Below are 13,446 nucleotides of genomic sequence, written 5' to 3'. Positions count from 1 at the left end.
CCTCAATGCATCGCCGCGACTTTGCCATGCGGCAGCGGGCGGAGGAACAGGACCAGCGGCACGACACAGCAGATGCCGACCGATAGCAGCCAGAACAGGTCGTTGTAGGTCATCACCAGCGCCTCGCGCTGGATCGTGCCACCCAGCGACTGGATCGCTGTGGCGGCATCGCCGAGCGACCGGGCCGTCCCCGCGAGGTAATCCTGCAGGGCGACCGAATTGGCGTTCAGCGTCTCGTCGATGCGGCGGCTGTGCAGGTAGCTGCGCTGGTCCTGCAAGGTCGCGATGCCGGCGAGCGCGAACGACCCGCCGATGTTGCGCGCGGCGCTGAACAGACCGGCAGCGTCGCCCGCTTCCTCCGGACGAACCGAAGCAATCGCGGCCTGATTGAGGAAGACGAAACCCAAGATGGTGCCGACGCCGCGCAGCAGCTGCGAGTCGGTGAAGGCGCTGCCCACCGAGTCCGCGGTCAGCGTCGTGTCGAGGTAACAGCTCAGCGCCATCAGCAACAACCCGGTCGCCACCGCGAGCCGGATGTCGAGGCGGCGAATCATGATCGGCACCAGCGGCATCATCAACAGGCTTGGGATGCCGCTGAGCAGCACCACCTTGCCTGATTGCAGAGCGTTATAGTCGGCAATCGCCGCCAGGAACTGCGGAATGACGTAGCTGCTGCCGTACAGCACCATGCCGAGCACCAGGCCCATCGTCGCGACGCTGCCGAACTGGCGGTCGAGCAGCAGCCGCAGCTTCACCACCGGCTTCTGCGAGATGAACTGCCCGGCGAACAGCATCACCAGCCCTAACACGGTAAGCGCGGTGAGCTTGATGATCAGCGCCGACTGGAACCATTGTTCGCGTTGCCCCTCTTCGAGCACCACGGTCAGTCCGCCGAGGCCGAGCGCCAGACCGGCGATGCCGAGCCAGTCGGCCTTCAGCAATTCGCCGAGGTGGGCCTTTTGATGCGGCAGGCCGACCAGCAGCAGCACGAGCAGGAGCACGCCGACGGGGATGTTGAGGAAGAAGGCGTAATGCCAGCTGACGTTTTCGGTCAGGTAGCCGCCGATCAGGGGGCCGAGCACCGGACCGAGGATGGCGGTGACGCCGAACAGGGCGGTGCCGATCGGCTGCTGCGAGCGTGGCAACCGGGTCGCGATGATCGTCATCGCGGTCGGGATCAGCGCGCCGCCGGTGATGCCCTGGCCTGCGCGCCCGACGATCATCATCGTCAGCGAGGTCGAGAGGCCACACACCACCGAGAAAGCGGTGAACAGGACCGAGGCGATGAGCAGGAAGGTGCGCAGGCCCAGCACCCGCTCCAGCCACGCGGCCAGCGGAATGATGATGATCTCGGCGACCAGATAGGAGGTCGCGATCCACGTGCCTTCGGTGCCGCTGGCTCCAATCTCGCCCTGGATCACCGGCAACGCCGAGTTGACGATCGAGATGTCAAGCGTCGCCATCAGCGCGCCGAGGCTGCCCGCCGCCACCGCCAGCCACGCGCCGAGATCCGCCTTTTCAGGCGTGCCGGCACCCCCGCTGGCGAGCGCGCGCCCGGCCGGAGCGGCGGCGCTGCTCATCGCGCGCGCCGCTCGTTATGCCGTTCCTGCTCGTCCTTGATGCGCTGGACGGTGCCCTTGGCGGAGCGGGTATCGACCGTGACGTCCGCCGACATGCCCGGCACCAGCAGCTGGCGGGTTTCCTGACCGGCGTCGATCGCGATGCGGACCGGAATGCGCTGGACGATCTTGGTGAAATTGCCGGTCGCATTCTGTGGCGGCAGCAGCGAGAATTGCGCACCGGTGCCGGGCGACACACTCTCGACATGGCCGCGGATCTCGACGCCGGGCAGCGCGTCGACTTCCAGCGTCACCGGCTGGCCGACACGCATCAGGCCGAGCTGCGTCTCCTTGAAGTTCGCCTCTACGTACAATTGCTGCACGGGGACGACGGACATCAGCCGCGTACCGGCCTGGACGAACTGGCCGATCCGCACCGTCTTGTCGCCGACACGGCCGTCGATGCTGGCGCGGATGATCGTGGCGCCGACGTTGACGTTGGCGGCCTCCAGCTGGGCGCGACTCGCCTGACCCTGCGCCTGCGCCTGCTGGACCTGCGCCTGCAACGTCCCGACGCGACGGGTGGCGCTGACCAGGGCTGCGTTGGCGGCGGCGACCTGTGCGTCGGCCTGACGCGCCTGATTGATCAGTTGCGACAGCTTCTCGCGCGTTTCGGCGCCCGACGCGGCGAGCGGCTGGTAGCGGACGACCTCGGCATGCGCGAAGGCGGCGTCGCTGCGTGCGGCGGCAAGGTCCGATCGCGCCTTGTCGATCGCCGCCTGTTGCTCGCGGATCTGTGCGCGGACGCCCTCGGCATTGGCGCGGGCGACGTCGATCTGCGCCTCGACCTGCGCGGCCTGCGCGCGATAGTCGCGCGCGTCGATCCGCAGCAGGGGATCGCCGGCCTTCACCTGCTGGTTGTCGGCGACGAACACCTTGTCGACATAGCCGGACACCTTGGGCGAGATCGTGACCGCGTCCGCCTGGATATAGGCGTCGTCGGTGCCCTGCATGAACTTGCCGACGCTCTGGTAGCGAACATACCACAGCACGCCGCCGATCACCGCCGCGGCGAGCACCAGCAGCAGGATGATGCGGACTTTCGGACTTTTGAGCGGCGACGGCCTGGCGGGGGCGTCCTCCGCGCTCTGGTCGTGCGATTCGCTGCTGTCATCCGGCTGTTGCTCGTGTTCGGCCATGCGCTTCATCTTTATGGGTCAGGAATGCGAGCCTTAGATGCTCGCACTTGCAGCATAGTGCAAGACCATTTAATGAGGGTCCTCACATATGTCAGCATCCGAACCCCTCGCATCCAGCCTGTTCAGCCTGTTCCTGCGCATGCATCGTCTGATGAACCGCCGCATGGCCGATCAGGGCGCGTCGCTGGCGCGCACCAAGCTGCTGCTGTTCCTCGCCAAGCGAGGACCGGCGCGCGCGGCGGACATCGCCGAATTCTTCGACAATGCGCCGCGAACGGTGACCGAGGCGATCGACGGGCTGGAACGCGACGGGTTGGTGGTCCGCACCCCCGACACGCGCGATCGACGGGTGAAGCAGGTGTCGATCACCGATTCCGGCCGCCGCGTGATCGGTGAGACCGAGCCGATGCGGCAGGCGCTGATCGACGATGTGTTCGGCGTGCTCAGCGTCGGGGAACAGGCGCAACTCGAGGACATGCTCGGCCGGATGCTTGCCGCGGTCGACGCGCAGGAGGCGCTGCACCGCAGCTAACCTTGGCTATTGCAACCGATCCGGGCTGTGTTAGCCTTCGTATTGCCGTCGTCAGAACGGCAGAGGAGAGGTGTCATGGACCGGTATCAGCCGACCTTGTGCCAATGTGGTTTCGGGATGCTCTGCGCCGCCAGCGGTGCGGCGCTGTCGATCTGCGCGGTGACGTTCGTTCTGTTGGGGTGAAGAGTTGGGGGGCGGCGATCCGTCAGCAGCATTTGCCGCCATTGCGCCCGCCGTATCGTGCCTCCTGACGGTCACGGAAGAACGCCGCCTCCGTCATCACCGGCCGGTCGGGATGCGTGGCCGCCATATGCTCGACATAGGTGCGGTAGGACGGGACGCCGACCATCAACCGGCCCGCATCGGCAAGCCCTCGCCATAGCCCTGCGGCGCTCATTCCGCCGCCACCGCATGGGCAGGAGCTTCGCTGGTGCTCGGCGCATCCAGGCGCCGCGCGATCAGGCAGGTGCGAATACCGTAGCCGATGATCGACACCACCACCGCCAGGAACAGCGCGCACAGCGCGGCGTCGATGCGGTCGTTCATTACTACTCGGCTCATCTCGGCGAGCGACTTGGCGGGGGCGAGCACCTCGCCGCGCGCGGCGGCTTCGGAGAAGCGGCTGGCGTGCGCGAGGAAGCCGACGCGGGGATCGGCGGAGAACAGCTTCATCAGGCTGGCGGTGACGGTACACAGAACCAGCCATGTCGCGGGCAGGATCGTCACCCAGGCGTAGCGTTCGCGCTTCATCCGGAACAGCACCACCGTCGCCAGCACCAGCGCGACCGCCGCAAGCATCTGGTTCGATATGCCGAACAGCGGCCACAGCGTGTTCACGCCGCCCAGCGGATCGGTGACGCCCTGATACAGGAAGAACCCCCACGCCGTGACGCATAACCCGGTGCCGATCAGCCCCGGCACGAACGACGTCGAATTGCGGAAGCTCGGCACCGCCAGCCCGATCAGGTCCTGCAGCATGAACCGTCCCGCACGGGTGCCGGCATCGACGGCGGTCAGGATGAACAAAGCCTCGAACAGGATCGCGAAATGATACCAGAAGGCCATCATCGCGCGTCCGCCGATGAGGTTGCTGAAGATGTGCGCCATGCCGACCGCCAATGTCGGCGCGCCGCCTGCGCGGCTGATGATCGTCGTTTCGCCGACATCCCGCGCGGTCGATGCGATCGTCTCCGCGCTGATCGGAAAGCCCATCGCGGTCACTGCGACCGCGGCGCTGGCGGCGTCGGTGCCGACCACCGCCGCCGGGCTGTTCATCGCGAAATAGACGCCCGGATCGATGATCGACGCGCCGACCAGCGCCATGATCGCGACGAAGCTTTCCATCAGCATCGCGCCATAGCCGATGAAGCGCGCATCGCCCTCGCTCGCGATCAGCTTGGGGGTGGTTCCGCTGGCGATCAGCGCGTGGAAGCCGGAAACGGCACCGCAGGCGATGGTGATGAACAGGAACGGGAACAGCGACCCGGACCACACCGGTCCGCTGCCGTCGATGAACTGGGTCAGTGCCGGCATGCGCATCGGTGGCGCCACCACGACGATGCCGATCGCCAATGCTGCGATCGCGCCGATCTTGAGGAAGGTCGACAGGTAATCGCGCGGCGCGAGCAGCAGCCACACCGGCAGCAGCGACGCGATCGCGCCATAGCCGATCAGGATCCAGCAGAGCTGCACCGGCGTATAGGTGAACCACGGCGCCCATGTCGCCGACGCCGCGATATCCTGTCCGTAGACGATCGCGAGTATCAGCCCGACGAGGCCGAGCAGCGACACCTCGCCGATCCGGCCCGGCCTGATCCAGCGCGTGTAGACGCCCATCAGCAGCGCCAGCGGGATCGTCGCGGCGACGGTGAACATCCCCCACGGGCTGTCCGCCAGCGCCCGCACCACGATCAACGCCAGCACCGCGAGGATGATGACCATGATCATGAACGCGCCGAACAGCGCAATCGTCCCCGGCACCGCGCCCATTTCCATCCGAATCAGCTCGCCGAGCGACCGCCCGTCGCGCCGCATCGACAGGAACAGCACCATGAAGTCCTGCACCGCGCCCGCCAGCACGACGCCCGCCAGAATCCACAGCATCCCCGGCAGATAGCCCATCTGCGCGGCGAGCACCGGGCCGACCAGCGGCCCCGCGCCGGCGATCGCGGCGAAGTGATGCCCGAACAGCACCCGCCGATCGGTCGGCACGAAATCGAGGCCATCGGGGTGACGCACCGCCGGCGTCGGCCGCGAGGGATCGAGCCCGACCACCACCTTGGCAAGGTAGAGCGAGTAGAAGCGATAGGCGATCAGGTAGACCGAGACCGCGGCGACGACGATCCACACCGCGTTCACCGCTTCGCCGCGCGCGGTGGCGATGACGGCGAGCGCTCCGGCGCCGATCAGGGCGAGGACGATCCAGCCGATCCTGCTTGCGATGCCCAACGCGCGTCTCCCCCGTTTAACCGTTGTGGACCTGCCTAACCGCCGTGGCCGGAGCGGGCAACCGGTGGTGGTCGCGGTCGTTGATAGCGACATGACCGATGCCGCACGACCGCTCAGATTAGGCTTTCCCGTCAAGGTGATGGGCAAGCCCGGCCTCAAGAGCAACGACACCCGACGCTGGCAGAAAGGCCCGCATCTGAAATGCTCGCTGGAGGAGGTCGACCGGGTTCTCGACCATCTGAAGGCGCACGATCTGAACATGTACCGGCTGTCGTCGGACCTAGCGCCGTACGCAACGCACCCGAATATGCCCCAATTTCATCGAATGGTGGCCGAAAGTGATGCCGAATTACGGGCATTCGGGGCGAAAGCGCGTGAATACGACGTCCGTTTGTCGTTCCATCCGTCGCAATATGTGCTGCTCAACAGCCCCGATTCCGACCTGACCGCCAAGAGCATCTGGGACCTGTCGAGCCAAGCCGAAATGCTCGACCGGATGGAGCTGGACGACGAGGCAGTGATGGTGACGCACGTCGGCGGCGTCTACGGCGATCACGAGGCGAGCCGGGCACGGTGGATCGAGGGGTGGAACGCCTGCCCCGAGCATGTCCGGCGGCGGCTGGTGCTGGAGAATGACGATATCCGCTTTTCCGCCGCGGATGCCTTGTGGCTGCACGAGCGGACGGGGGTGCGGCTGATCTTCGACTATCAGCATTTCTGGTGTCTCAATCCGGAGGGGCTCGACATGCGGGCGACGCTGAAGCGGTTTCTCGGGACGTGGCCGGATGGCGTGCGACCGAAAATTCACTTTTCGTCGCCGCGGACGGAGATGCGGGAGATCAAGCAGAAGGTCACCGCCAAGGATCGCGCGAGCGGGAAGGTGACCAAGAAGGGCGAAGTGACCAAGGCGCCGGTCAAGGCCAATGCGCGCGTCAAGACGGTGCTGCGCCCGCCGATCTGGACGGGGCATGCCGACTTCACCAACCCGTTCGAATTCGCGACCTTCATGCGGATGGCGGAAGGGCTGGTGTTCGACGTGATGATGGAGGGGAAGGCGAAGGACGTCAGCCTGCTGAAGCTGCGGCCGGACCTGCTGCGGTTCGCGCCGGATGTGGCGGCGCGGTTCGGGATTTTCGCGGAGGATGCGGAGGGGCTGGCGCGGGATGAGGCTGCGTTGGAGCAGGGGGTGTCGGCGGACGAGGAGCCGGATGTAGATGAGGGGGTGCAGTAGCTCCCCTCCCTGGAAGGGAGGGGCTGGGGGTGGGTGGCGTCTTGGCGATATGTACGACCGATGGCTTGCGGCGCCGTATCGTCAGGCATCCACCCACCCCCGACCCCTCCCTTGCAGGGAGGGGAGGAGGAGAGGGCTAGGCTACCCTGTTCGCGACCAGATCGTCGACCACGGCCGGGTCGGCGAGGGTGGAGGTGTCGCCAAGGCTCGACGTGTCGCCCTCGGCGATCTTGCGGAGGATGCGGCGCATGATCTTGCCTGACCGGGTCTTGGGCAGCGCGGGGGCGAACTGGAGTTTGTCGGGGGTGGCGATCGGGCCGATCTCCTGGCGGACCCAGGCGACCAGCGCCTTGCGCAAATCCTCGTCGCCGTCGCGGCCGGCGTTGAGGGTGACATAGGCGTAGATGCCCTGGCCCTTGACGTCGTGCGGCATGCCGACGACCGCGGCTTCCGCCACCGCCTCGTGCAGCACCAGCGCGCTTTCGACCTCGGCGGTGCCCATGCGATGGCCTGAGACGTTGATGACGTCGTCAGTCCGCCCGGTGATCCAGTAATAGCCGTCGGCGTCGCGGCGGCAGCCGTCGCCGGTGGTGTATTTGCCTTCGTACGTGGTGAAATAGGTCTGGAAGAACCGGTCCTCATCGCCCCAGACGCCGCGCATCTGGCCCGGCCAGCTTTGCGTGATGACGAGGTTGCCCTGCGCAGCACCCATCAGCGGCGTGCCCTTGTCGTCGACCAGCTGCGGTTGGACGCCGGGTAGCGGTTTCGATGCGGAGCCGGGCTTCATCGGCACCGCGCCGGGCAGGGGGGCGATCATGATGCCGCCGGTTTCGGTCTGCCACCACGCATCGACGATCGGCGCACGCCCGCCGCCGACGACGTCGTGATACCAGCGCCATGCCTCCGGGTTGATCGGTTCGCCGACCGAGCCCAACAGCTTCAGCGAGGATCGGTCGGTCTTGCGGACGTAATCGTCGCCCTCCTTCATCAGCGCGCGGAGCGCCGTGGGTGCGGTGAAGAGCGTGTGGACCTTGTGCCGGTCGACCACCTGCCAGATGCGGCTGGCGTCGGGCCAGGTCGGCAGCCCTTCGAACATGAGCGTCGTCGCGCCGTTCGAAAGCGGGCCGTAGAGAATGTAGGTGTGCCCCGTCACCCAGCCGATGTCGGCGGCGCACCAGAACACCTGGCCCGGCTTATAGTCGAAGGCGATCTTGAAGGTGTAGTCGGCCCAGAGCAGATAGCCGGCCGAGGTGTGCAGCACGCCCTTCGGCTTGCCGGTCGATCCGCTGGTGTAGAGGATGAACAGCGGGTCCTCCGCCGCCATCGGTTCTGGCGCGCAGTCGGTGCCGACCGCGGCGGCGGCTTCGTGATACCAGATGTCGCGTGCGCCCATCGGCACGTCCGCGCCGGTGGCTTTCACGACGATGACCTTCTCGAGGCCGGGCGCGCGGGTGGCGGCCTCGTCGACGCACGCCTTGAGCTTGATGCGCTTGCCGCCGCGGCGGCCTTCGTCGGCGGTGATGACGATTTTGGATCCGCAATCCTCGATCCGGCCTGCGAGCGCGTCCGCCGAGAAGCCGCCGAACACCACCGAATGGATCGCGCCGATCCGGGCGCAGGCGAGCGCGGCATAGGCCGCCTCCGGGATCATCGGCATGTAGAGCGTGACGCGGTCGCCCTTGGCGACGCCCTGCGCCTTCAGGACGTTGGCGAAGCGGCAGACCTCGGCGTGGAGTTCGCGATAGGTGATGTGGCGCGCATCCTCGCCGGGCTCGTCGGGTTCCCAGATGATCGCGACGGTGTCGCCGTGCTTGGCGAGGTGCCGGTCGAGGCAGTTGGCGGCGACGTTGAGCTTGCCGTCGGCAAACCATTTGATGTGGAAATCGGCCTTGGCGAACGACCAGTCGCCGGCGATCGTCGGTTCCTTGATCCAGTCGAGCCGCTTGGTCGCCTGATCGAGCCAGAAGCTGCCGGGATTGCTCGCCGCGGCCTCGTACAGTTCTTCGTACAGCTTGGGGTTGAGGCTGGCGTTGGTCCAATCGCCGCTGATCGGATAGATTTCTGGATCGGTCATCACGCACCCTCGGCTAGGAACCACGGATGCTCTGGCGGCACCCGTGGCATTGACTAGTCAGGCGGCCGGCAAGATGCCAGCCGCCTTTGCCTATCGACCGAGGAAGGTGAGCAGGTCGCTGGTCAGGCGGTCGCCGTGGGTGGCGAACAGGCCGTGCGGCGCGCCGTCATATTCGACCAGCTGGCTGTTCGCGATGCCGACCGATGCGGCGCGGCCGGCGGCGTCGATCGGCACCGTCGCATCCGCCGTGCCGTGGATGATGAGGGTCGGCACGCGAAACGCGGACAGGTCGGGACGGAAGTCGGTGTGGCCGAACGCCTGCGCACAGGCGAGCGTCGGCTTGAGGCCCGCCTGCATCGCCGTCGCGGTTGCCCAGTCGAGCACGTCGTCGCTGACCGGGTGGCTGATGACGCCGACGCCGAAGAACTGCTTGAAGAAGGTGTCGCGGAAGAAATGCGCGCGATCCTTCTGGATGCTGGCGCCGATCTCGGCCAGCTTCTCTTCCGGCGTACCGTGCGGATTGTCCTCGGTTTTCAGCATGTAGGGGACGACGGAAGCGACCAGCCCGGCGGCGATCACGCCCTTGCCGCCGTGCCGGCTCATGTAGCGCGCGACCTCGCCGCCGCCCATCGAAAAGCCGATCACCGCGGCATCGTTCTCCGCGCCCGTGGCGGCCATGACGTCGGCGAGATCGTCCGCCAGCGTGTCGTAGTCATATCCGCTCCACGGCTGGCCCGACCGCCCGAACCCGCGCCGGTCGTAGGCGATGGCGCGGAAGCCCGCATCGGCCAGCGCCATCATCTGCGGGTCCCAACTGTCGGCGGACAGCGGCCAGCCGTGCAGCAGGATCACCGGACGGCCCGATCCCCAATCCTTGACGTAGATGTCGGTGCCGTCGCGGGTTTTGACGTAAGGCATGATGCGAAGTCCTTTCAGGCGTTTGCCGGCGGTCAACGATGGCGGCGGATGGCCGTTCCTCACGGGGTGGCATTCCGGCGGCGCGGCTGTCAGCATCGGTGCAAAGCGCGAATCGAGGAGTAGGACATGCGTATCATCCTGGCGGCATCGCTGCTGGCCATCGCCGTATCGGGCTGTTCGCCGAGCAAGCCGGCGGCGTCCGACCAGAATGCGGCGGCACCGGCGGCGACCCCCGCGAAGCCGAGCAACTGGGCGCAGTTCCGGGACGCTTTCGTCGAGAGCTGGTTCAAGCTCGATCCGGCCAATGCGGTCTATCAGGGGCGGCACGACTTCGACGGGCAGTTGCCCGACTGGAGTGCGGCGGGGCTGAAGCGGCAGTCGGAATTCCTGCATCAGGCGATCGATCGCGCCCGTGCCTTCGGCGACGCCGACCTCACGCCGGACGAGGCGTTCGAGCGGGATTATCTGATCCGCGTCGCCGAGGGGAAGCTGTTCTGGCTCGACGATGCCGACCAGCCGCACAGCAATCCGGCTTATTATGTCGGCGGCGGGCTCGACCCCAACGTCTATATCGCGCGACCCTATGCCGATGCGCCGACGCGGATGAAGGCGCTGATCGCCTTTCTGCAACGCGTGCCGGCGGCGGCGGGGAACATCCGCGCCAATCTGAAGACGCCGATGCCGCGATCGTTCATCGATTACGGCGTGGCGGGTTTCAACGGGTTCGCGGATTATTACGTCGGTGATGCCCGGAAGGCGTTCGCCGATGTCGCCGATCCCGCGATGCAGGATCAGCTGACGCAGGCCGCCACGGCGGCCAGTGACGCGATGCGTGACCTCGGCACGTGGCTGAACGGCCAGCGTGCCACGGCGACGGACGATTTCGCGCTGGGCGCGGATCGATTCCAGCGGATGGTGCGGGCGACGGAAGGGGTCGACACCTCGCTCGATACGCTGGAGGCGGCAGGCCGCGCGGACCTGAAGCGCAATCAGGATGCGCTGGCGGCCGCGTGCAAGCTGTTCGCCAGGGGCAAGACGATCCCCGAATGCATCGACAAGATGAACGCCGACAAGGCGGCCGATGGTCCGGTGGCGGAGGCGCGGCGCCAGATCCCGGTGCTGCGCGCGTTCGTTGAAAAGAACGACCTCGTCACGATCCCCGGCACCGAGGAGGCGAAGGTCGAGGAAAGCCCGCCGTACAACCGGCAGAATTCGGCCTATATCGATCCCGCCGGGCCGTATGAGAAGAACATCCCGTCGGTCTATTATATCTCTCCGCCCGATCCGGCGTGGGACCAGAAGACGCGCGATGCCTTCGTACCGGGGAAGAAGGATCTGCTGTTCACGTCGGTGCACGAGGTGATGCCGGGGCATTTCCTCCAGTTCCTGCATGCCAACCGGTCGAAGTCGATGTTTGGGCGGATCTTCGTGGGGTATGCCTTTGCCGAGGGCTGGGCGCATTATGCCGAGGAGATGATGTGGGAGGCGGGCCTGAACAAGGGCGATGCCGAGACGCATATCGGGCAGATCAGCAATGCGCTGCTGCGCGATTGCCGCTTCCTGTCGGCGATCGGGCTGCATGCGCGGGGGATGACGCAGGCGCAGAGCCTGACGATGTTCCGCGAGCAATGCTATCAGGACGAGGGCAATTCGCGGCAGCAGGCGGCGCGGGGGACGTACGATCCGGCGTATCTGAACTATACGATGGGCAAGCTGCTGATCCGCAAGCTGCGCGACGACTGGGTGGCGAGCCGTGGCGGGCGGAAGGCTTGGAAGGCGTTCCACGATCAGTTCCTGAGTTACGGCGGGCCGGCGATTCCGTTGGTCCGGCAGCGGATGATGGGGGAGGCTGAGGCCAAGACGGTGTTTTAGAAGGATTGTTCGCGCGGAGGCGCGGAGGGGGCTCGCCCGCGGCAGCTTTATCCTGATGATCCGAGCGTCGGATTTGCCGAACGGTTGATGGATGAGGGCCGCTGGCGCGGCAGGCGGGACACCTCCGCGTCTCCGCGCCTCCGCGTGAACCAACTTTCTTCTATCTCGAGACCTGCGTGCCCGGCTGTTCGTCTTCCGCTTCGTCGCTGCGGGGGTTGCGGATCGAGGGGCGCAGGCGGGCGAGGCTGCACAGGCCCGCTACCAGCGCTAGGCCGGCGGCGACGAGTGGCGGGGTCATGCCGCCGCCAACGCCCGCCGCCAGTAGTGCCGCTACCAAGGTCGCGCCCGTGGTTTGGCCGACCAGCCGGACCGTGCCGACGAGGCCGCCTGCCGCTGCGGCGCGCTCGCGGGGGGCGGAGCCGATGATGAGGCGGGCGTTGGGTGGCAGGAACAGGCCGAAGCCGGAGCCGCACAGCGCCATGCGCCACGCGATATCGAAATAGGCTGCGTCCGGCGGCAGCGTCGCGATCAGCAGCAGCGCGGCGATCGATACGGCCATGCCGATGCCGCCGAGGATGCCCGCCGGCACCCGGTCCGACAGCCAGCCGGCCAGCGGCGCAACAATCATATTGGTGAGCGGCCAGGGCGCGATCGCCGCGCCGACCTCCGCCGGGGTGAAGCCATAGCCGTGGGTCAGGCGGAACGGCGTCGACAGCAGCAGCGTCATCGATGCGGTGAAGGCGGTGTAGGCACCGACGGCCGATAGTGCGATGACCGGCTTGGCGAGCAGGTCGATGGGCAGGATCGGCTTCGCCTCGTGCCGTTCGCGGCGAATGAAGAACCAGCCGATGCCGGCGCCGACTGCGACGATCGCCGCCGACACCACCGGGCTGTCGCCGTGCACCGCGCTCTCCGCGCCGGAGATGACGAGGCCGATCATACTGGCGCACATCACTGCGCCGAGCACGTCGAACTTCTCGTCGCGCGGCTGCGGCGCGGGGAGGGCGCGGCCGAGCACCAGGCTGAGGATCGCGAAAGGCACGGCGCTGGCGAACACCCAGGGCCAGGGCGCGACGCCGAGGACGAGGCCGCCGAGCGTCGGGGCGAGGGCGGCCGAACTCGACACCACCACCGAATTGATGCCGAGGCCTCGGCCCAGTTGCGTCGAGGGATAGATCGAGCGGATCAGCGCCGACGACACGCTCAACGCCGCCGCCGCGCCGAGCGCCTGCGCGGCGCGAACGACGAGCAGGAACGGCAGGCTCTTGGCGAAGAAGCAGAGCATCGTCGCGACGGTGAAGACGAGCTGGCCGAACTGGTAGGTGCGCTTGAGGCCGAACTTGTCGCCCAGCCCGGCGAAGGGCAGGATCATCATCGCAAGGATGAGCTGGTAGACGGTCACGACCGCCACCACCGCGCTGTTGCCGACGTGCAGGTCGCGCGCGATCGTCGGGAGCGCCACGGTCGCGATGCCGCCGTCGATGATCACGAGCGCGGTGCCGGCGGAGATCGCGCCGATCGCGACATAGCGGCGGGGCAGAGCCAAGCCGTCGGTCATCGTTCTCTCGTCGGAAGCGTAGCGGATTGCGCGGCAACGCTTTGGTCGGCAGAAC

10 protein-coding genes are annotated in these 13,446 nt (G+C 67.0%); 3 read left to right on the top strand and 7 right to left on the bottom strand.

Translation table 11 applies throughout. The annotated features are described in order from the left end of the window. Positions 1 to 2: 2 nt before the first annotated feature. The gene (locus tag LRA87_RS08805) at positions 3 to 1,580 is read right to left on the bottom strand and encodes an MDR family MFS transporter (RefSeq protein ID WP_230630984.1); all 1,578 of its coding nucleotides are present in this window, start codon (positions 1,578 to 1,580) and stop codon (positions 3 to 5) included. Further along, complete coding sequence (locus LRA87_RS08800) at positions 1,577 to 2,758, bottom strand: HlyD family secretion protein (RefSeq protein ID WP_230630983.1); 1,182 nt, start codon at positions 2,756 to 2,758, stop codon at positions 1,577 to 1,579. Before LRA87_RS08800 ends, LRA87_RS08805 begins: the two co-directional genes overlap by 4 nt. Positions 2,759 to 2,846: 88 nt before the next feature. On the opposite strand from LRA87_RS08800, the gene LRA87_RS08795 reads away from it, so the two are divergent. Continuing rightward, on the top strand, positions 2,847 to 3,290 hold the full coding sequence (locus LRA87_RS08795) for a MarR family winged helix-turn-helix transcriptional regulator (protein WP_230630982.1): 444 nt from the start codon (positions 2,847 to 2,849) through the stop codon (positions 3,288 to 3,290). 205 nt (positions 3,291 to 3,495) lie between these two features. On the opposite strand, the gene LRA87_RS08790 is transcribed toward LRA87_RS08795, so the two are convergent. Further along, positions 3,496 to 3,687 (bottom strand): YbdD/YjiX family protein, encoded by a 192-nt coding sequence (locus tag LRA87_RS08790; protein WP_230630981.1) that lies wholly within the window; start codon positions 3,685 to 3,687, stop codon positions 3,496 to 3,498. Further along, on the bottom strand, positions 3,684 to 5,732 hold the full coding sequence (locus LRA87_RS08785) for a carbon starvation CstA family protein (RefSeq protein ID WP_230631213.1): 2,049 nt from the start codon (positions 5,730 to 5,732) through the stop codon (positions 3,684 to 3,686). Before LRA87_RS08785 ends, LRA87_RS08790 begins: the two co-directional genes overlap by 4 nt. 97 nt (positions 5,733 to 5,829) lie before the next feature. Between LRA87_RS08785 and uvsE the strand changes: the two genes are divergently transcribed. Further along, positions 5,830 to 6,969, top strand: coding sequence for a UV DNA damage repair endonuclease UvsE (uvsE, locus tag LRA87_RS08780; RefSeq protein ID WP_230630980.1), 1,140 nt, complete (start codon positions 5,830 to 5,832; stop codon positions 6,967 to 6,969). A gap of 136 nt (positions 6,970 to 7,105) precedes the next feature. Here uvsE and acs read toward each other — a convergent pair whose 3' ends face one another. Continuing rightward, on the bottom strand, positions 7,106 to 9,043 hold the full coding sequence (gene acs, locus LRA87_RS08775) for an acetate--CoA ligase (protein WP_230630979.1): 1,938 nt from the start codon (positions 9,041 to 9,043) through the stop codon (positions 7,106 to 7,108). A 90-nt stretch (positions 9,044 to 9,133) separates the two neighbouring features. Beyond that, positions 9,134 to 9,961: an alpha/beta fold hydrolase gene (locus tag LRA87_RS08770; RefSeq protein WP_230630978.1), complete on the bottom strand. Its 828-nt coding sequence runs from the start codon at positions 9,959 to 9,961 to the stop codon at positions 9,134 to 9,136. A gap of 126 nt (positions 9,962 to 10,087) precedes the next feature. Between LRA87_RS08770 and LRA87_RS08765 the strand changes: the two genes are divergently transcribed. Then, complete coding sequence (locus LRA87_RS08765) at positions 10,088 to 11,833, top strand: DUF885 domain-containing protein (RefSeq protein ID WP_230630977.1); 1,746 nt, start codon at positions 10,088 to 10,090, stop codon at positions 11,831 to 11,833. Positions 11,834 to 11,993: 160 nt separating this feature from the next. Here the strand turns inward: LRA87_RS08765 and LRA87_RS08760 are convergent, their stop codons facing one another. Beyond that, entirely contained in the window at positions 11,994 to 13,391 is a 1,398-nt protein-coding gene (locus LRA87_RS08760; protein WP_230630976.1) for an MFS transporter, read from the bottom strand. Positions 13,392 to 13,446: the final 55 nt, after the last annotated feature.

This window comes from Sphingomonas sp. Leaf37, assembly GCF_920939475.1.
Classification (GTDB): domain Bacteria; phylum Pseudomonadota; class Alphaproteobacteria; order Sphingomonadales; family Sphingomonadaceae; genus Sphingomonas.
This window is presented reverse-complemented; position numbering and strand designations above follow the sequence as displayed.